Raw genomic sequence first — 22,333 nt, 5'->3', positions numbered from 1 at the left:
CTCTTCTGGGGTTTTTGCTTTTTTTATTCCAAATTTTTCGGTAAAATAAGGAAAAGTACAAAAGGAGTAAATACATGGGTTTGTTTTCAGGTTTGATGGGTAATGCCTCGCAGATGAATAATGACAAGGTAGAACAGGAGTTGGCAGACATCCTTTTGGATGCGGAACAGGTAGAAATGGCCTTTAGTTTGGTCCGCGATCTGATTGTCTTTACTGAGTATCGCTTGATTCTGGTAGACAAGCAAGGAATGTCAGGTAAGAAGGTTTCCTACAAGTCGATTCCCTATCGTTCCATTTCACGATTTACGGTTGAAACCTCCGGTCATTTTGATATGGATGCTGAACTGAAGATTTGGATTTCTTCTGCGGCAGAACCAGCAGAAACCCTGCAATTCAAGAGTGACAAGAGTGTTATCGCCATTCAAAAAGCCTTGGCTTCTGCAGTCTTAGGTAAATAATCAATCATAAAAAATCGCATTTGCGATTTTTTTTATTTTCCCTCCATGGCTGAAAAAGGCTTGTTATACTAGCTATAACAAGGTTTGACTTTCCAGTCAAACCATTCTAATAGTCAGATTAGTTTTTTTTCTGGGTGGGCAGCTAGTAAACAGGTTGAGAAATCGATTGTTTTGTATAGTAAATAACAGATAAATTCCTGTGAATCGCTCTATAATACTGTCTTTATTTATGTAAATGTATATGAAAATCAATACAAAAGAAAACTAGTTTGCTACTTGAAATGAAACGCTTACAGAAAATATTGAAAAAGTATTGACAAGGCAAGATAACTAGCTTACAATAAGGGTATAAGTTAACCGGTAAAACTAGAAAATGGAGGGAACCATGAAAATCATTCTAGTCGCACATGGTCAGTTAGCCAGTGGATTTTTGCAGGCCTTAGAGTTGATTACGGGGGACAGTACAGGAGTTCAAGCCATTGATTTCTGTGAAGGTACGACTGTGAAACAACTGGAAGAAGCCTTAGAACAAGCGGTTTTAGGACAAGAATCTGTCTTGTTTTTGAGTGACTTGATGGTGGGAATTCCCTTCAAGTCTATTGGAGTAGTACAAGAGAAATTTCCAAATGTAAAGTCACGTTTGGTGACGGGTCTAAACCTGTCTATGTTGTTGGAAGCGAATTTTTTGAAGTTAAATTCTGATTTGAATGAACTGGCAGGTAAACTGGTTAACAACAGCAAAAATGCCATCCAAAGCTTGTGAGTGGGTAAAACGTTTTACGTAATGGGGAGAAATAGAATGAGAGAAATATGGATTGACCCGATCTTTCGATCGGAAGAGTACAAGCAACACCCTCTTTTGACCAAAAGTGATTTAGAGGATGCCTTGACCCAGGCTTTGGACCAAGTGCGATTGAATTGTGAGCGGTTTGATGGTGGTTTTCCATCCTCTTATACTAATGACTATCTTTATAGTCCCCATCAAGAATTAAAATGGACCAATGGCTTTTGGCCCGGCTTGATTTGGTTGGCTTATGATGTGACTAAGGATGACTATTTCAGAGTCAAGGGGCAGGAGTATAGCAAGCTGATGCGGGAGTATTTGGACCAGCATCCAGTAGCTCCATCTCATCATATTGGCTTGCTTTACCAGCTTTCTTGTGTGGCGGATTACCGTTCAACAGGAAGTCTTGAGGCCCGTGAAACAGCCTTGTTGGCTGCTCAAGCCTTAGCGGACCGCTATCAAGAAAAGGGGCAATTTATTCAAGCACTTGGTGAAGTAGGGGATGCTTCAGAGTACCGTCTGATGATTGAAGGCTTGATGAACCTTCAACTCCTCTTTTTTGCTTACAAAGAAACTGGTGAGCAGCTTTATCTTAAAATAGCACGCCAGCATTTCCACACATCAGTGAAGACCGTGATTCGTAGTGATTCATCGACCTTCCGTTCCTTCTACTTTGATCCTGCAACGGGGCATCCCTTACATGGTGTGACTAGAAGAGGATTCAGCGATGATTCTTCTTGGGCACGAGGCCAGGCTTGGGTGATTTATGGAACCAGCTTGACTTATGGAGGCCTCAAGGACCCCTTGTGCATCGACCTCTTCAAGGGTGTGACCGACTATTTCTTAAATGAATTACCAGAAGATCATGTTTCGTACTGGGACCTCTTATTTGGAGATGGGGACGATCAGGCCAAGGATTCGTCAGCAACGGTAATTGCTATTTGTGGTATGCATGAGATGTTGAAATACCTTCCAGAAGTTGATGAAGACAAGGAGACCTATCGCTATGCCATGCACGATATGTTGCGTTCCATCCTGACCAACTATCGTAACAGCCAACTGGTAGCGGGTGAACCACTCTTGTTACAGGGAGTCTATTCTTGGCAAGAATCCAAAGGTGTGAATCAAGGAACCATCTTTGGAGACTATTTCTACCTGGAAGCCCTGGTTCGATTTACAAAAGATTGGCAATCTTTCTGGAAATAAAATGAAGGACACGCTCTTTGGCGTGTTTTTTTCTTATTATCTGGTAAGAAATCGTTCATCAAAAACTTATGTAGCTCCTTACATAAATAAGTAATTGTAGAGTCAAATGCTATCCTGTGATATAATATCCCTTATGAAGGAGGGGAAGAGCGGGTGACCAGGAAGTTAACCATCAAAGATATAGCACAACTAGCTCAAACATCAAAAACAACAGTTTCTTTCTATCTGAATGGAAAGTTTGAGAAAATGTCGTCTGAGACCAGAGAGCGGATTGAAGCCGTTATCAAGGAGACCAACTACCGACCGAGTGCCTTGGCAAGGAGCTTGAACTCGAAAAAAACGGGCTTAATCGGTGTCTTAGTTGGAGAGATTGAACATCCCATCACCAGTCAAGTGATTGCGGGTATTGAGCAAGAAGCACGGAAACAGGGCTACCAGATCTTGCTGGGAAAAAGTCAGTTTCAAGTAGAAGAGGAAGAAAAAATCTTAGATTCCATGTTGTTACAAGGGGTAGAAGGTTTTATCATCCAGCCTAGTGCAACCCTTCGGAAATACAGTAATCTTTTGCAACAAACAGGTGGCTTGGTCTTTTTTGACAGTCAAATCTTTGAACATCGTTCGAGTTGGGTCAAGTCCGATCTTTACCACGCCGTTTATGAAGCTGTTAGTCAAATGATTGACAAGGGCTACGAAGAATTTATCTTGATTTCTGCAGAGACAGGCCGACTTTCGACCAGACTGGAAAAAGTTGCTGGCTTTGTTGATGCTGTGACAGATAAAAACAAAACATTTTCAGAATATATCCTAGCTGATCAGGTCTTTTCAGATGAAGAAGTGGAAGCCTTCTTGCAAGAGCATTTGGACCAGGATAAGGAAACCCTGATTGTTGTTATTAATATTTGGGCGCTGCCACATGTTTATCAACTGATGAAGAAGATGGAAATTGCTTTTCCAAAGACAGGATTGATTGGATTTGAAAATAGTGAATGGACGGATTTTTCTACACCAGCCATTTCAACCATTGTTCATGATGGGATAAAATTGGGGGAAAGTGCAGCAGAGACCCTTATCAGTCAATTGAGAGATCAAAACCAAGAACCGATTCATCGTGTCATTGAATGCACGACTCAGTGGAAGGAATCGACCAAGTAGAGAGCCAACTGGCTCTTTTTTTGTTGCAACTTTTCCTATGGTTTAGGAGGTGAAAAAATATTCATTTTTTGTGGATAAATATAACTTTGATTTGGAGAGCATAATTCTTTGAAAATGCACATAAAATATGCTATTATTATCAAACCGAAATTAATATATCTTTATAGATTTCGGTTATATTGTCCATCAATTTAGAGAATAGAATTAGGGATGGGAGGTCAATATGGCTGATAAAGAGTTAAAAAAGTTGAAGCGCTTGGAATTGCTCGAAATCTTATTAGCGCAAAGTAAAGAAATTGATCGATTGACAGAACGAGTTGCAGAATTGGAGAAAGCGTTGGCGGATAGACAGATTGTTTACTCATCTGCTGGAACGCTAGCAGAAGCAGCACTTGGTGTGACCGCTATTTTCGAGGAAGCCCAAAAAGCTGCCAATCTCTATCTTGAAAATATAGAACGAAAGAGTGTTGAGATACATGAAGAAAGCCAGTAAGAAAGAACCAATCGTCTTACCCTCTTCCAAGGAGATTGCTCAGGCCTATCGAGAAGAAAAGTACAAGAGAAATTTTTTATCGACCATAAAGAGTACAATCTTCATGTTGATCGTTGTGGCAGCCGTTGCGGTTTTGGTCGCAGTCTTGTATCTGCCGATTTTGCGTATTTATGGGCAATCCATGAAGGGCAGTCTAGATAATGGAGATATTGTTGTTTCGGTCAAGGGAAGCAGTTTTCGACAAGGAGATATAGTCGCTTTTTACTACAACAACAATATCTTGGTGAAACGTGTCATCGCCTATTCAGGACAATGGGTGGATATGGATGAAGAAGGAAATGTTTATGTAAATGACCAGCTCTTAGATGAACCATACATAAAGGCTAAGGATTTTGGAGAGACCAATATCGACTTGCCCTATCAAGTTCCAGATGGCCGTTTGTTCGTGATGGGAGATAACCGAAAATCGTCCATTGATTCGCGTAACACAACTATTGGAACGATTGCTGAAGAACAAATCGTAGGGAAGTTGGTATTTAAGGTATGGCCTATGTCTGATTTTGGTTTATTAGAATAGCAGAGCAGGCCACTTGTTTTCACGACAGTCAAACTAACCGTGATTGGTTAGGTGATTTGGAACCGAGATGATGGCATCTTGGAATAAAAGATAAAAGGGGGAATCTTTATAGAAGATAGCACTACATCAACATATCTTAGATAGAAAGGAGGGAAAAAATGGACTTATTAAGAAAACTATTCTCTGCAATAAAAGGTACCAAGTATCGTCGAATTCTTGTATTCCTTGCCACTGTGGTTGTTTTCGTAACAACCTATGCCCTGGTTTTGCCAGCAATAACGCTTGAGCAACAACAGGCGCAGGAACAGGACGGGATACACCTTGAAAAACAGGAAGAGAATTCAGAACAGTCCACCTTATCAGCAATTGAAGGACAAGATCCGCTAATAGGTCAGCAAGCTAATGAGCAAGCTGTAAAGCACCATTCTAATACAGAAGCAACAGCAGTTGAGACCCCTGCAGCTACTGAAACCAGTCCAGCAGAATCAACCGTATCGACAGAAGCAAGAACCAAAGTGGCCCCCGAAGAAGCCAGTCCGCCTGAAGAAGAAATCCAGTATCTCGATGCAGGCAGCTTGGTCTTTGAAGATAAGAATTGGACCCTTCATGCTGACTTTGAGAAAGAGGCTCTTCTTCCAGTCGGAACAGAGATTCAGGTCAAAGAATTGAATCAAGATTCTCAGGAGTATGCCTTTTTCCTAGACAAGACTAAAGAGGCTTTAGAGGACAAGGATGCTGTGGCAGAAGCTCGATTCTATGACATCAGTTTGGAGTATAATGGGCAAAAAATACAGCCTCAAAAGCCGATGGAAATTCGGATTGACTATAAATCCACCTTCCATTTGCCAGCCAATCAAGGGCTGATGGCTGTCCACTTTGAAGAAGAACATCAAGAACAGCCAGAGTTTTTACCGGTTGAAGAGGAAAAAGAAGCAGATGAGGTTTCAAGCATTCGTTTTGAAGCCAAGGGCTTTTCAACTTATGGTCTCTTGTCGTCGGACAACCGAACAGTTAATCGTGTGACCATTGATGACAAAGACTACCATACCGTCAAGTTCATCTACCAAGACCTTGAAGGCAAAGAGCAAGAAATTTCAAACCTGATTGAAAAGACAGACAATGCTAAGTTGGGAGAATTACCACAGGCACCTTTCAAAGAAGGTTTCCGTTTCGATGGTTGGGTGAATAGAGAAACAGGAGAATTTGTAACTGCTGAAACGCCGGTAATAGGTGATATGATCTTGGATGGAGTATTCAGTCCGATTTCCATTTACACTGTACGCGTGCAATATTACTACGTCAGTCAAACATCTCAGGCAGAAGTTGTCTTTGACACGGAGATTTTTCAATTGGAAGAGCGGGATTTACCGCATCTGATTACTCCGCCTGAATCTACTAAATTGCTTGAAAAGGATTCACTGGCTTCAGATACGATTTACTATGCAGAACGCAGTCAGTTAAGTATCAATCGTGGAGATTTGCAACGTTTGGATGGATTAGATGGTACGGAAGATCATCAAGTTATGATGCGCCTTGCCTACAAGCCTGCCAACACCGAGTTTACATTCGTCTATAAGGTAAGAGACTTGCAAGGAAGTGGGTATACCACTTTCCACCAAGTCAAGGGGCACGGTATGGTTGGAAGTCCCGTCGAACCCCAAATTCTCGCATTTCCATATATGGAGTTTGAACGTGCAGACAGTCTGACTTTGGATAATACCGGCAGTCAGGAATTAGTTCATTATTATAGACGGTTAGATGCACGCTTGTATTACGATAGTCAAGGTGGTTCCTATATCGAACCGCTCGTCGCTCCATATGGAACGACTGTCTCCATAACAAGTATCCAGCCGATTAAACCAGGTTTTGAGTTTAGAGGATGGTATGACAATCCAAATTTCACAGGAACAGCCAAGTCTGGGACTGTGGTCTTGGACAAAGATACTCAACTCTATGCAAAATGGGAACGCAAGAAAGTTGATTTCAAAATTGTCTACATGCGGGAGATGTATAATAACGCCTCACAGCAGATTGTGACAGTCTATCATCAGACCAAGACTGCCCAAGCCTTTGTAGGTGAGACAATTACGGCTTCCAGTCAGCCAGGTTTGACAGATATGCCTTTCTACTATGAGTTGGATACAGAGCGAAATCAAGGATCTACTACGGTCATTACCGAAGACGGCACAGCTTCACTAGTCGTCTATTATCGATTGAAGCGCTATGATATTGTCTTTGACGCAGAAGATCCACGATTTGATGCCTATATCAAAGGAATGCCTCGGATTTCGATAAACGGTCAAACTTATAGAGGTAGCGAGTATCGTTTGAGGGGAGTTGTTGTTGGCCAAGATCTTTCAAGTGTATGGCCGTCATCAGTTGATAATCCTAGAGAAGTTTATTTATCTGGAAATCCGAGACCGCACCGTGATGGAACAGGATGGTATTTTTATGGATGGGATGATTTACGAAAGAATAGACCTGTATACTCTACAAAACGGTTTGAACTGACACCGGATGTAGTGGAAAGTGCTGATAATAAAAATACTGTTCAATTAAGAGCTCAGTTTAGTTTCAAAGGTACCAAGCATAAAGTGGAGTACTGGCTTCAGGATGCAAATAATCCGAATTTGTATCAAGTTGCTACTCGATTTAGCCAAGAATTATATTCCATGGGTAATGTGACTCAAAAAGAAATTTTCGGATTTACAAAGTTAACATCACCCCCAAGTGGTGGCTACAAGGGCACCACTGAGAGCAATGGTAGTAAGACTTTTCGGTTCTACTATAAACGAAATAGCTTTACTCTGGATTATGTGTATGGAAGTTCAATTATCAAATCAATTTCAAATCTTCCATTCGGTCGAGATATCAGTTCACCGTCCTATAGTGAAGAGCCAACTAGACCAGCTGGAGTAGATAGTGATTTTATCTGGCGTGGTTGGTATGAAGATGAAACCTTTAATGTACCAGTACAGTGGACTGTAATGTACGGTCAAAACAAAGTTGTATATGCAAATTGGGAAAAACCTGATTACACTGTCAGCTTTGATACCAATGGTGGCCAGGGACAATTTGACAGTATGACTGTTCCAAAGTACAACAAAGTCTACAACCCTGGTGCGCCTAGTTTGGATAATCATCGCTTTATGGGATGGTACACTGAGCGTACTGGAGGAACTTTGTATGATTGGAATCGACCGGTTACAGGCAATATTACTCTTTACGCTCGTTGGAATCCAATTGCAACTACCTATCGTGTTCGTTATCTCGAACACGGTACATTGCGGCAATTGTCTGCTGATTTGTTGGTGGAAGATCCAAGTCTTCAAAATGGGCAAAATATTACGGTTCGTGCGAAAAGTATACCAGGATACTTGTCAGACCAACTCCGGCAAACGGTATCTTTACACTATGGAGAAAATCTCATTACTTTCTATTACACGCCGAATACACAAAACATCACCTACACGATACGTTATGTTTTGGCAAGTAATGAGGCGATTGAAGTGGCTCCAACACGTGTCATAGATGTTGAAGCTGGATTTATCTTTGCTAAAGAAAGACCGGTAGAAGTCGATAAGCAACACATGCGCACTCAAGCAGGAGTGACAGAAAGCATGTTGGCGACAGATTATTTTGCCTTGGATGATGTCCAGCAGATTTATTTCACATCTGATAGTCGAAAAAATATCCTGACCTTCAGATATAGTGATTATGATACTGCGCATATTCGAGTCAACTATCTGGATATGGATGGCAATCCAATTCCAGGAATTAATCCACTTTATGTAACGAGAAAGCGTCCATCTGCTTACATTGTTCAACGACCGGGAATTGAAGGCTATAGCTACCATCACTCGATCGATCATCAGCAGGTAGAAAATAAAATTTACTACCAAATCAACCAGAGCCAAGAGATTACCATCAATCTCTACTATCAGAAGAATCTCTTGATTCGGGCTGCAGATAAGCAAAAAGTCTATGATGGAACTGCCTTGGTCAGCAGCGGATTGTCTGATTTAGCACTGGTCGATGGACTCAAGCCAACGGATCGTCTGACGTCTATTACTTATGATGGTAGTCAAACAAATGCAGGTTCGAGCCAAACGATTCCAAAAGAAGCACAGATTAGCCGAAGTTCAGGTCGGACAAGTGGTGCTACAAATCTGAGTCAGGATTTCTACAAGATTACCTATGAAGCAGGTAGTCTCTTAGTCACCAAGCAACCTGTTACGGTTACAGTTACAGGACAAAAGCAGGAGAAAACCTATGATGGTTTGACAACAAGAGTGGGCTACGAGTGGACGATTTCTGATGATTCTGGTTTGTACCAAGAGTCAGATATTGAGTTTGTAGCAGATCAGAGCCGTTACTTTGTTGAGAGAAAAGATGCGGGAACCTACACACTTGATCTGTACCATCTCTTCAGAAACAGCAATCCAAACTTTGATGTCCGATTTGTGATTGAAAATGGTAGTCTGACTATTCGGCCACGGCAACTCATTTTCACTTCAGATTCAGCTGAACAAGGCTACGACGGCTTGGAATTACGAGCAGAATCTGTTGCTATTTCAGTTCCAACGGGTGTTGATTACACCGGATTGGTCGATGGAGAAACGGTTGAATTCAATGTACTTGGATCACAAATAAATCCAGGGACAGGTGAAAATACATTTACCTATTCATTTGGTCCAAATACCCTAGAATCCAACTATCAAGTGACAGTTCAAAACGGTCAATTGACGGTTTACCCAACACTAAATCTCCAGAAAACCAGTCACCACTGGGCACCGCTCGCAGGTGGAAAATTTGAGTTGACCAAGTGGGACGGTAGCCAGTGGGTAGCAGTACCAGAAATTGACACCATCTTGATAGATAGTTCTGAAGGAGCAAATCTAGTTGGCTTAAAAGCAGGTACTTATCGATTGAAAGAACTGGCGGCACCTGATGGTTTCATCGTCTTGACAGAAGATATCTACTTTACTGTTGCAGAAGAAAATCAATCCTTTGTCTTGACACTGACGGATCAGACTGGTCAAGCAGGACGACCAGAAATGGCTCGATTTAATCACAACCAACCAAGTTCCTCAACAGGAGAATTAATCTCCTATAGCCATCGCCTGCAGGTAGCCAACCAACCAGGTACTGCCTTGCCAGAAACCGGTGGTCTTGGACGACACCTGGTGATGGGAATTGGTCTTGTCCTTATGTTTGGGGCAGGAGTTAGTTATTATTGGAAAAAACGCTATTATTAACCTATTACAATTTTAAGAAAGGATCATCATGAAAAAGATTAAACGATTTTTCACGGCCCTCTTGGCAGGGCTACTCGTTCTAGTGCATGGAACAACGGCACTAGCACAGACAGAAGTGAATAGTGGCTCTGGGCCAGCATCCATTACTATCAGTAACACCGCTCAAGGTCAAACCTATACCTTGTATAAACTATTCGATGCGACTCGATCAGATGCTGGTATTTCTTACAAGTTAATGGCAGACAAACCAGCATTAACTGATAACAAATGGTTTGAAACAGATTCAGCTGGAAACGTTTTAGTGAAAACAGCTGACACGGTTGATATTACAACCACTGAATTTGCAGAGTGGGCAACAAGTTACGGCAAACAAGTAGGCGAAGCAACAGCGACCGCAGATACTTTAACGTTTAAAGGTTTGGAGTATGGTTACTACTTTGTAAAATCATCTCTTGGAGCAGTGATTACAGTTGACAGTACAAACCCAAATGCGACTGTTATTGATAAAAACGATCTGAAACCAAAAGTTCCAGATCCAAATACACCTGACTTACCAGATACACCTGATCCAGATAAGGGTCCTGGTGGTAAAAAAGTTAAGATTGCTTCTGGAGAGTATGTGGATGTTTCAACAGCACAAATCGGAGATGTGCTTGACTTCCGTATCAAGATTGTTGCAACTAACCACATGACTGAAAACAAGCAAACGCAACAAATTATTCGCTATGTTATTGAAGATAATCCTGTAGGATTGGCTATCAAACAAGACAGTGTTGTTGTACGAGTGGACGGTAAAGTTATTGATACAGCCAATATTTCATTTGACCCAAGTGGAAAAATGGTTGTAGGTGTGCGTTGGGTTGGCGAAAACTATCAATCGATTTATAAATCCCCTACAAACCTTACAGTATCTTATAAGGCAGTTGTCACAACAGAGGCTAAAGAAGGTCAGGCAACAAACAATGCCAATATCAAATACTATGGTAAGGGAGATCCATCAAACCCAGATAATCCAGATGACCCTAAAAATCCACCAATTGAAACAATTCCAGGTGGCGGTACTAACATCAATACTTATAAAGCAACCATTAAAAAGGTAAACCCAGAAAAACAAGTTATCGAAGGAGCAGAATTCCGTCTTTATGACCAAGAAACTGGTGGAACTGAAGTTAAGGTAGTTGCGGATGGAGCTGGTGCCTATCGTGTTGCAGTTGAAGGCGAAGATGGCGTTGTTATCCAAGGTGGTACAGCAGTTATCAAAGGTTTGAAAGGCGACAAGACTTATTGGTTAGAAGAAATCAAAGCACCTTCTGGTTACAATATCTTGACTGCACGTAAACAAGTTCTATTGAATAATCAAAATGGTGAAATCGAAGTTGTCAACCAAGCTGGTGCAGAATTGCCATCAACTGGTGCTTTCGGTACGCGCGTGTTCTACACAGTAGGTTCTATTTTAATCGTTGGCGCTGCGATTGTTTTAATTTCAAAACGCAGAATGAAAAACTTGGACTAATCATATCAGATAACCATTAGGAAAGGAGGAGAGCGGATGAACTGGTTTGAAGGGCGGAAATTCACAGCTATGATGACAGCACTCTTTTTACTGGGCCTCGGTCTCCTTCTCTATCCTAGTTTTAGTGATTATTGGAATTCGTTTCATCAATCTCAAGCGATTTTAGATTATGTAGAGACAGTTTCCAATCTAGATGCCACCTTGTATAAGGAAGCTTTAGAAGATGCAGAAGTATACAATCAACAATTGATTGAAAATGGCATCGATTGGAACATGTCGCCTGCTAAAAGAGAAGTTTACCATCAGGTTCTTAACTTAGAGAAAAACGGGATAATGGGTTATATCAGTATCCCAAAAATCGATGTGAAATTATCAATCTTTCATGGGACCAATGAGGATGTTCTGCAAACGTCTATCGGTCACTTGGAGCAAACATCCTTACCGATTGGAGGAATAGGTAGTCACAGCGTTCTTTCCGGGCACAGGGGTCTTCCTTCTGCAAAATTATTCTCTGATTTGGACAAACTCAAGGAAGGTGATACCTTTACCATCCATGTCTTTGATCAGACCATCACCTATGAGGTGGATCAAATTCGGGTGGTGGAGCCGACCAATTTGTCTGATATTCAGCTGGTTGAGGGAATGGATTACTGTACACTTGTGACCTGTACGCCTTACGGAGTCAACAGTCACCGCCTGCTTGTCAGAGGTCATCGGATTGAGAATGCGGATGGGACTGCAGCTCTAGTTGCAGATGCGATGCAATTACCGCCCCTCTTTATTGCACCATTTTTATCCCTTCCCTTGCTAGCTATCCTTTTACTCTATGTACTGGTGGTAACAAGCGATCGTTACAACAGGAAAAAACGAATCTATCTGGAGCTCAAACAATTCCGGCTTCAAGATTGGGGCTTATCTGAAAAATAGTCTATGATTTTCAAAAAAGGTTGGACTTTGGTCCAGCCTTATTTTTTTATGTGGAAAAAATTTTTAAAAAATACTTGTCAAATATTTTATTGTATGATATATTTAATACAGTTATACATTGATACAAAAAAGGAGAGCCTTATGAATACAGAGAATGTCTTATTGCGAATTGAGGGAATGAGTAAAAATTATGGTCAGCAGGCGGCGGTGGATCAGGTATCTTTCGCCATCCAGCGTGGAGAGATTTGTGGCTTGGTTGGACAAAATGGTGCGGGGAAAACAACTCTTATCCGAATCTTGTCAGGGCTGATTTTTCCAACGACGGGTCAGCTGGTCTTTCCAAAACCAGTTAAGATGGGGGCTATTATTGAGTCGCCTACGCTTTACCCCAATCTGTCTGCCTGGGACAATCTCATGTACGCAGCTCTGCAATTGTCCTTAGAAAATCCAACGGAGCGTATTAAGCAAGTGCTGAACTTAGTTGGTTTAGGGGATGTGGATCGGAAGAAGAAGGTCAAGAATTTTTCCCTTGGGATGCGGCAGCGAATGTCGATTGCCTTAGCAATTATTGACTTTCCAGAGTTTTTGATTTTGGATGAGCCGATCAATGGTTTGGATCCGTCTGGGATCAAGGAGGTGCGTGACATCATCCTGCGCTTGCGGGATGAGTATGGGATGACTGTCTTGATTTCTAGTCATATCTTGTCGGAGTTGGAGTTGTTGGCGGATCGTTTTGTCATCATGCACAAGGGCAAGGTCATTCGTGATCTGACCAGGGCTGATTTGGCAGCGGTTGTGGCTAGAAAGCTCTATCTGGATACGGCGGACAATGCTCGTGTGAAGGCATATTTGGAAGAAAAAGGTGTTGAAGTCGGTTTGGAAGAATCAGGTTTGGTTCTGAACGCGGAACTACATGTTCAGTCGGTTATTAATCTGGTTGGTCAATCAGGGATTGAGATTCTGGAGATTTACCGTCAGGGCCAGCATTTGGAAGAATATTATTTGAGTTTGTTGAACTAGGAGGAATGGAAAATGAATTTGGTGAAAGCGGATTGGTATCGTATTCGTAAGGAAAAGTTGTGCTTGGTCAGTCTGGGAATTGTGGTGATGTTGAGTCTGATTTTGGCCTATAGTAGCAGTAAGGACCTTGAGGCGACTGGTGCTCAAGATTTCTTATCCAACTGGACAAACTTGTTGCCACTCTTTTTTGTGGCACCAGCCAAGATTTTCTTTGGGGAGGATTTTCAGTTTCGGACAGTCAATAATAGCCTAGTACGTACCCAGAATCGTTTGAAGATTTTTACTCACAAGTGGTTGTCTAGTGTGGGACTTTGCGTCTTTTATGTCTTATTTGCCTATATGCTGACTGGTTTTGCTCGTCAAATGATGAATGGGGCAGCGGATTACGGGGTTCTTTTAGAAGGTTTTGTTTATCAGTTGCCTTTTTATATTGTGATTGCTAGTTTTTGTACAATCTTGTTTGTTGTTTTCCCAAAAATTTATCAAGCATACATGGTGTATATTTTAATTGCCTTCTTATTTGACCAATTATTCATGATGGCGACAGGTATTCTTCTTAAAACGGATTTTTTTGCGGACTTTATGATGTTTTCACAATTATCTGTCGCGGCGGGGACCAAAAATCTACTGTCACTGCCTTCTATCTTGGCATTTGTCTTTAGTGTTGTCTATGTAAGCTGTGGTGCTCTGCTATTTTCAAAAAAGGAATTGAAGTAAAATCAAGCAATCTCGCAAGGGATTGCTTTTTATGAAAACGTATTATTTTGATTTTCAAGGTAAAAGCCAACCTTTACGACTAGAATGTGATATACTAGGTAAGTTGCAAGTCTGATACTGGTTAGTTCGCTGCCAGTGGAAATAATTGTTACAAAAAAAGTTAGATAAGGTAGCTTCGCACTGCCTTTTAGAAAAGAGAATACATTGAAATTTACAGATTTACAATTGTCAGAAGACATTTTGCTTGCCGTTGAGAAGGCAGGTTTTGAAACGCCGTCACCTATCCAGGAGCAGACCATTCCGCTTGCTCTGGAAGGAAAAGATGTGATTGGTCAAGCCCAAACGGGTACAGGGAAAACTGCAGCTTTCGGTTTGCCAACCCTCAATAAAATTGACACCAACAATCAAGCTGTTCAAGCCCTGATTATTGCCCCAACACGTGAGTTGGCGGTGCAGAGTCAGGAAGAGCTTTTCAAATTTGGTCGTGAAAAGGGTGTGAAAGTCCGCTCTGTTTACGGTGGCTCAAGCATTGAAAAACAAATCAAGGCCCTTCGCTCAGGTGCCCACATCGTTGTTGGTACGCCAGGGCGTTTGTTGGATCTAATCAAACGCAAGGCCCTCAAACTTGACGGCGTTGAAACCCTCATTCTTGATGAGGCTGATGAAATGCTCAACATGGGCTTCTTGGACGATATTGAAGCGATCATCGAACGTGTGCCAGAAAGTCGCCAAACTCTACTATTTTCTGCGACTATGCCAGAGCCAATCAAGCGTATTGGTGTCAAATTCATGAAAGAGCCTGAGCATGTTAAGATTGCGGCTAAGGAATTGACCAACGTCAACGTTGACCAATACTATATTCGTGTCAAAGAACATGAAAAATTTGATACCATGACACGCCTTATGGACGTTGACCAGCCTGAATTGTCTATCGTCTTCGGTCGTACTAAGCGCCGTGTCGATGAATTGACTCGTGGTTTGAAACTGCGTGGCTTCCGTGCAGAAGGTATCCACGGAGATTTGGATCAGAATAAGCGTCTGCGTGTCATCCGTGATTTTAAAAATGACCAGATTGACGTCCTTGTTGCGACGGACGTTGCGGCGCGTGGATTGGATATTTCAGGTGTAACGCATGTCTATAACTACGATATTCCACAGGATCCAGAAAGCTATGTGCACCGTATTGGTCGTACAGGTCGTGCGGGTCAATCAGGTCAGTCTATTACCTTTGTTTCGCCAAACGAGATGGGCTACTTGGCTATCATCGAAGATTTGACCAAGAAACGTATGAAAGGTCTCAAGCCAGCAACTGCTCAGGAAGCATTTGAAGCCAAGAAGAAAGTTGCTTTGAAAAAAATTGAGCGCGAAATGGCTGATGAAACCATCCGTAGCAATTTCGATAAGTTCAAGAAAGATGCAGTTAAGTTGGCCGCTGAATTTACCCCTGAGGAGTTAGCACTCTATGTACTCAGCCTGACTGTACAAGATCCAGATAGCTTGCCAGAGGTGGAGATTGCGCGTGAAAAACCACTGCCATTCAAGTTTGCTCCTGGACAAGCTAAGGGCAAGGGTGGCCGTGGTGGTCGCGACCGTGATCGTGGTGGCCGTCGTGACGGCGACCGCAACCGAGACCGTGGAGGACGCCGTGGTGATCGTAACGACCGCAACCGTCGTGATGACAAGTTCAAACGTGACAACCGCCGTCAGGACAACAAAAAACCACACCAACGCACATCAAGTGAAAAGAAAACAGGCTTTGTTATTCGCAATAAGGGCGAAAGATAAGCAAACTTAAGAATGTTATGGAGTATTTCCTATTGGAAGTACTCTTTTTCATTTATTATCGTGACTATTGAAATCAGCCCACCCATTTTTACACTACCAATTAGATTGGAATACTTTTGGCATAATTTCTATTACAATCGGCAGACTTGTTTATTGATTCCTTGTCACCATTCCTTAGGCAATCCATTTAAAGTTTATTAAGATTTTCTAATAGCAACCGATAATTACTTGATTAGAACTGTGCAGTATGATAGTATGACAATGTCTATTGATATAATAATATTAAGAAATGGGGGCCTTTTTATGAGAAAAGGAAGAAAAGGTTTTGATTGGTATGCCGCTAAACAGCGTTTTTCAATCAGAAAATTTCATTTTGGTGCTGCTAGCGTACTTTTAGGGGTATCGCTGGCATTGGGGGCGGGTAGTAAGGTAAGTGCTACCGAGGAAGTACCTGTTCCTCCCGTGGGGCAAGAACTTGTTGTTAGTGAAGAAAGAGCAGATGGATTGCCTCTTTCTGAAGAAGTTTTGCCTGCAAAATCTACAATTTTGGCTGTTACCGAACCTTTAATTGAAGAATCAGTTGCTGTTCAACCATCTGAGGTTTCTCAAAACGATATAGAAGAGGCAGAAGTCCAACCATTTGTGGATGAAATACCTAAAACCAGACAGGCTGTGCTTTCTTACACTGTGAGATATGTTGATCAAACCGGTACAGTTCTGTCATCTGAAACCTTTTCTATAGAGGTAATGACAGTCGATGAGCAGGCTAGCCATAATTTAAACCTTCCATCTAAATTACCAGAGGGTTATCGCCTGGCAGTAGATCAGGATGAAGAACAGTTGGTGACTATTGTTGAAGGTCAAGAGAATCTTATTACAGTCCGTCTTGAAAAAAACGAAGATGCGGAATTGGAAAAAACTAAGGAGTCAGCTTCAGCCGATGATAGGAAAACTATTCCAGTTGTTGAAAATACGGAGGTAGCGACACCAAAGTCTCAGGAAGTAGCAAAAGACCATTTTGTTTCGGCTCCAGAACGGACTGTACATATTCCATATAAGGTTATCCAGACCGATGTGGAAACAGGTGAAGAGAAGAAACTTGGTCAAGTAGGCTATGTTTCTGTAACCACTACTGACGAAATTGCCAAGACTGGGGTAACAGTTACTGCTGAAAAATTGTCTTCGAATTATCGTTTGGCAGATGGTCAGCCAAATGTAATGACAAAAGTTGTGACGGAAAATGAAACCAATATCCTATCCTTTGCTGTGACGCGTAAAAAAGATGAGAAAGATAATCCGCTAATAGAGGATGCTGTATCAGCTAGTGGCAACACCGAAGGTACGAGTGGGTTTAGGGCTATTCCTGCAGAGAATAGAACTGCTTTTTCAGGTACACAAAACTTCAAAAACTACCAAGGAGTTAGCCGAGATAAGCTATTAAATCAGATTACATGGATTGATTTTTCGGATACTAGTACCATTTCGGGAACTGGTACCGCCCCTAACCAAGCTGATGGTAACAAATTAGCCCCATCTCTTCGAATTGGTACTAAATATAAGAAAGTCATTGCTCCAGGTTATGAGGTAACTCTGGAAGTAATCGATCTAAAACCTTTTGAAGCAACGGATATTTATAAAGAACGGGTTGCTGGAACAGATCGAGAGCAATATTTTGATGCAAATCGAAAAAACCATGTCATTAGAACAGGTGAACAAGCAGAGATTATTGCTGTTAAGCAGGATGCGACCTGGTCGCAGGCGGCTAGACAGGGATTGAATTTTGGTAATAAAGCGGTAACTCTACAGTCTCACAAGGATGGAGGAAACGTAGGGGTCATCTTCCGTGGGTCTGCAACTTATCTTGGTAAATCTGTTCCGATAAATTTTGTCATGATGGAGTCAGAAGAAGCTAAGAGGGATGAACTTGTCATTTTCACGACCAATGGAGAAAATTTTGAACTTCTTGGAGAACTATCTAACAATTTGACCTTGTCGTCCTACAGTCCCATCACGACGGCCTACTTCGAACAAAATAGAAATAGATTTAATGATGTCACTATCCCCAACAATTGGGGGGCACGTTTTGATGCTTTGGACTATGTCAATGTTGGCACGTCAGAAACCATTGCAACTGCAGGACAAACCTCAACAGAGGGAAGTATGACCCTGGTAGATGGGTTAGGTACTAAGGTTTTTGGACCAGTAACCAACCGAATGAAATCTAATACATATCCGAATGAGGAATATTCAACACCTATCTTGCTCACTAAAAATGCTTCAGAAGTAGGGATGTTTATCACTTCATTGGGTAGACAGTCTGCCATGATTGGGGTCATGGTCTATGATGAAGGGGATGCTCCAGCCTCATATGGGGAAGGTAAACACGCCCTCAACCTCAATGTTGCTGACAAGAATCCATATCTAGGTACCGTAATGGCAGATTTGGACTTTGTACCAGAGGCTATTCCAGCTGACGCTGCTCCATGGTATCGTGATGAGCTAATTAACCAGTGGGACGAGGGACCTATTCAGCTCATGGGGGCAAGTAATGCGGCTAAAAATAATAATAATTATACATTGCATCATTCTTCCAATGGTACCTATGAGTTGAAACTACAAGCATCGGCAAATGGGAATCCAAAGGCTCATATGCAGGGATGGATTGATTTCAACAATAATGGAATTTTTGATGCAGGAGAGGCGTCAGGAATTGTCGAAGTAACAGCAGCAAATACCTATACACTAAACTTTAGTGGGATTCCTCAAATTATAGATACGGACTTAACCAAATTAGGTGTTCGTGTTCGTATTGCTGTAGATAGAAATGATGTTTTGACCCCACATTTGACGGCTTTTTCCGGGGAAGTAGAAGATTTCCAGGTACAGTTAACACATCAACCTAGAGGTAGCAAAAAGGAAACCTCCGCTAGCCAAGGGGAAAGACAAAATGCAACGATTGAATTTTCTGCCTTTGGTAAAAATTCATATGAAAATACTACCGCGAAAATTGATGAAAATGTGCCACCTTCTATCGTCAAAGAAAATGGTCAATTAGTTCAGGATAGTGAGTTGGTTGATGGCTACTATGTCGTGCCAGGTGAGGGTCGCTATAAGATTACTGCTAATGGTAAGAATGTTGATGTAGAATTTATTCCAGAAGCAGATTTTGTAACTAAGCGTGCGGATGGTAGCATTGTCAAACAGGCCAAGGGGATTACGATTCGTCGAACAAGTACAGTAGTGGATCAGGCTGGTAAGGTTGCCTATACAACTGGATGGACTGCGACAACGGATGTACATGGAGTTGCTAATATTTCGGACCAGACCAATACCATGGATGGTAGGTACATACCACATGTTGTTGCAGTTGTCCCGAGCGGTATTGATGCTACTTCTAGCGCTGTCCAAGGTGCTGTTCAGACTGGTAGACCGACCTTCGTTCCAGGGACAACCTCCACAGGTGCTCAAGTTCCGATGGATACAAATACGACAAAACTATTGGATGATAGTTCGAATCCTGTTGATACTACAACGGCCTATGCGATGGTTAATGGAGTTCGAACAGCAGTGGGTGAGTACACCATTTCCAGACCTGATGGCACCGTTACCTATACGCCAAATGAAGAAGGCAAACGTTTCATTGGTAGTTTGTTACCTGTAACGGTTCAAGCTAAGGATGTCAATGGTTCTACAGCGACAGCGACCTATACTCCTACGATTACACCACTTAGCCCTACCGCTGTGGCTGCGACTTCGATTGGTGTACAAGGAAAAGAGCAGACAGGTCGTCCGACCTTTGCCAAAGGCTCTCAGATTGACGGTGTGGGTGAACTGGTTCCGTCGACGTTGACCCTGCTTGATGCTAGTGGTCAGCCTGCGACCAGAGTAGAAGTACCAAATCAAGGTAGCTATGTCTTGAATTCGGATGGCAGTATCACCTTTACACCGCTACCGAATTACTATGGTACTCCTACCCCAGTCAGTGTGCGTCAGGCGGATAGTAATGGTACGACCGTTGTTACCACTTACTCACCAAATGTTATTGAAGTTCGTCCGATTGCTGATCCAGATAAGACTTACGGCTTAAAAGGGGCGGAGCAAACTTCTAGGAGTGACTTCTTTACTGCTGGGCAAATTGATTTGAATGGTGATCAGGTATATGATCCAGATTCAGAAGTTGTAGCCTTAAATCCTGCTAGTCGTAAACTCATCAATCAACAAGGTCAGGAAGTAGACAGTGTTCAAGTGGATGGTGAGGGTGTTTATCGTTTGAATAGCGACGGCACCATTACCTTTACCCCAGAGCCAAATTTTGTTGGACTGGCTAGCGGTGTAACAATCACTATTGCGGATGTCAACGGGACCAAAGTATCTACTACCTATGTACCTAAGGTGATTGATGTCCCTGAGGATGAGCTTAGAGAAACTGTCAAGCGAACCATTCGTTACATCTATGCAGATGGTAGTGAGGCAAGTGCAACAGTTGAAAAAGTTCTCCAGTATACACGGACTGCGACAGCCAACCCATTGACAGGAGATATTACCTATAGTCCTTGGGTATCTGCTGATGACGATTTCCCTAAGGTAACATCCCCAGTCATTCCAAATTATACAGCCAGTCAGCTGGATGTTGCGGAGCGGACCGATGTTCCAGCAGAGGCGGTGGATGAGACCATTACGATTGTCTATCGTGAACATGATAAGCAATTAGCAACCTTTACATATAGGGTTGTGGATGGACCTGAGTTGGCTAAAGACCAGGAGATAGGTTACTCCTCTGCACCTATCGCTTATACAACAGATGCTAAGATTGCTGAAATTGAGGCGCGTGGCTACGAACTGGTTGACGATGGATTTACAAGAGACCAGAATAAGACCTTTGATAGAGATACAGCGCGAGTTCAGAATTGGGATATCTTATTCCGTCCTAAGACAAGCACAACCACCCCAGACAATCCACAGACCCCAGGTACACCAGTCGATCCGACTAATCCAAATGGACCACGTTGGGAAGAAGTGACCAAGACCATCACTCGTACAGTTTCTTATAAGCTTAATGAGGTGGATGGACCAGAAGCTCCAGGAACCAGCAGTCAGTCAAACACTGTTACGTTTGAGCGGACTGGTACCTATAACTTTGTAAGCAATCAGATTACCTATACTAATTGGACAGCTAAGAATAACGATGCAACTTTAGAGGGGTATGCTTTACCAGAGGTATTAGGCTATACAGCGACCAAAGCAAGAGCAAATGGAGAGGAAGTGTTGCCACTTTCAACAACGCGTAATAAGACGGTTACCCATCAAGATAGTGATATTACTGAAATTGTTGTCTATACTCCTAATACTCAGATTGGTAAAATTAGCTTTATCAATGTCACCAATCCTAGTCAAGAAGTGCTTGTAGAAGAGATTGCTTTGACGGGTAAAACAGGTGAAACCTTCACAGTTGATACGACTGATACGATTGAAAAATACAGACAGCTTGGCTATGAAGTTCGAGATATGTCCAACTATGAAAAAGATGGGGTATTCTCACCAGATCCGAATAGTCATGATGAGTTTGTTTACCATTTGACTGAAAGAGTTGTTCCGTACGATCCTGAAAATCCAGACCCAACGATTCCAAAATGGCCAGATTCTGTAAAAGGGATTGTCACCAAAGATGAAGTCAAGCGGACCATTTCGTATGTAGATGAAGCTGGAGCGCCTTTATCTCCTGTATTTGAAGATACAGTTAGCTTTACTCGAACTGCTACGGTTAATCTGATAACAGGGGCAGTTACTTATGAACCTTGGCAAGCAGTTGATAGTGATAAGGAATTGGCAGGTAACCCATTGCCATCCCTAGCAGGATATTCTATTAAGCGGACGACATCGGATGCCGTTGAAGTAGCGGCCAGTGTGACTGAAACACCACGTTTGGTGGAAGCTGAAGCTGCTGATATTGTGGAAGTTGTTACTTATCAAAAAGATAGGCAAGAGGCGATTATCCGCTTTGTCGATGTGACCAATCCACAGGCCAAGAAGGAGTTGAATACCATCTCCCTATCTGGTAAATCTAGTGAGGAGATTGGCTACGATGTAACACCTCTTGTGAACTCATATGAGGCTTCTGGATATCTTGTCAGCAATAAGCATTCCTATGCTCCAACAACCCCTTATGACACAGATAAGGATGTTCCTCAAGAGTTTGTATTTGAATTGGTTCAAAAGACCACTCCTAGCACCCCAGACAATCCACAGACCCCAGGTACACCAGTCGATCCGACTAATCCAAATGGACCACGTTGGGAAGAAGTGACCAAGACCATCGCTCGTACAGTGGCTTACAAACTGGATACTGTCGACGGTCAGCCAGTTCCGAATACCGAAAGCAAGACCAATTCTGTCACCTTCGAGCGGACGGGTAGCTACAACCATGTGACCAAGCAGGTGACCTA

The 22,333-nt window shown here is 42.3% G+C and carries 13 protein-coding genes; all 13 read left to right on the top strand.

Translation table 11 applies throughout. From position 1 onward, the window contains the following. Positions 1-74 precede the first annotated feature (74 nt). Positions 75-458 (top strand): PH domain-containing protein, encoded by a 384-nt coding sequence (locus JNG37_RS09350; RefSeq protein WP_172084238.1) that lies wholly within the window; start codon positions 75-77, stop codon positions 456-458. A 385-nt stretch (positions 459-843) separates the two neighbouring features. Next, positions 844-1,221, top strand: coding sequence for a PTS sugar transporter subunit IIA domain-containing protein (locus JNG37_RS09345; RefSeq protein WP_202848337.1), 378 nt, complete (start codon positions 844-846; stop codon positions 1,219-1,221). Positions 1,222-1,257: 36 nt separating this feature from the next. Then, complete coding sequence (locus tag JNG37_RS09340; protein WP_202848336.1) at positions 1,258-2,448, top strand: glycoside hydrolase family 88 protein; 1,191 nt, start codon at positions 1,258-1,260, stop codon at positions 2,446-2,448. Positions 2,449-2,601: 153 nt separating this feature from the next. Continuing rightward, positions 2,602-3,600, top strand: coding sequence for a LacI family DNA-binding transcriptional regulator (locus JNG37_RS09335; RefSeq protein WP_202848335.1), 999 nt, complete (start codon positions 2,602-2,604; stop codon positions 3,598-3,600). A 223-nt stretch (positions 3,601-3,823) separates the two neighbouring features. Next, positions 3,824-4,093, top strand: coding sequence for a DNA repair protein (locus JNG37_RS09330; RefSeq protein WP_202848334.1), 270 nt, complete (start codon positions 3,824-3,826; stop codon positions 4,091-4,093). Then, complete coding sequence (gene lepB, locus JNG37_RS09325; RefSeq protein ID WP_202848333.1) at positions 4,077-4,670, top strand: signal peptidase I; 594 nt, start codon at positions 4,077-4,079, stop codon at positions 4,668-4,670. Before JNG37_RS09330 ends, lepB begins: the two co-directional genes overlap by 17 nt. A gap of 158 nt (positions 4,671-4,828) precedes the next feature. Beyond that, entirely contained in the window at positions 4,829-9,928 is a 5,100-nt protein-coding gene (locus tag JNG37_RS09320) for an InlB B-repeat-containing protein (RefSeq protein WP_202848332.1), read from the top strand. 28 nt (positions 9,929-9,956) lie between these two features. Further along, positions 9,957-11,441 (top strand): SpaA isopeptide-forming pilin-related protein, encoded by a 1,485-nt coding sequence (locus JNG37_RS09315; protein WP_202848331.1) that lies wholly within the window; start codon positions 9,957-9,959, stop codon positions 11,439-11,441. A gap of 36 nt (positions 11,442-11,477) precedes the next feature. Next, on the top strand, positions 11,478-12,368 hold the full coding sequence (locus JNG37_RS09310; RefSeq protein ID WP_202848330.1) for a class C sortase: 891 nt from the start codon (positions 11,478-11,480) through the stop codon (positions 12,366-12,368). Between the two features lie 141 nt (positions 12,369-12,509). Continuing rightward, positions 12,510-13,388, top strand: coding sequence for an ATP-binding cassette domain-containing protein (locus tag JNG37_RS09305; protein WP_202848329.1), 879 nt, complete (start codon positions 12,510-12,512; stop codon positions 13,386-13,388). Positions 13,389-13,400: 12 nt separating this feature from the next. Then, positions 13,401-14,105 carry a hypothetical protein gene (locus JNG37_RS09300; protein WP_202848328.1) on the top strand — a complete coding sequence of 235 codons (705 nt, stop codon included), beginning with the start codon at positions 13,401-13,403 and terminating at the stop codon, positions 14,103-14,105. A gap of 204 nt (positions 14,106-14,309) precedes the next feature. Further along, positions 14,310-15,890 (top strand): DEAD/DEAH box helicase, encoded by a 1,581-nt coding sequence (locus tag JNG37_RS09295; RefSeq protein ID WP_202848327.1) that lies wholly within the window; start codon positions 14,310-14,312, stop codon positions 15,888-15,890. Between the two features lie 303 nt (positions 15,891-16,193). Then, positions 16,194-22,333 (top strand): mucin-binding protein (locus JNG37_RS09290; protein WP_202848326.1); only part of this gene is annotated, 6,140 nt, incomplete at its 3' end.

This window comes from Streptococcus suis (genome assembly GCF_016775005.1).
Taxonomy (GTDB): Bacteria; Bacillota; Bacilli; order Lactobacillales; family Streptococcaceae; genus Streptococcus; species Streptococcus suivaginalis.
This window is presented reverse-complemented; position numbering and strand designations above follow the sequence as displayed.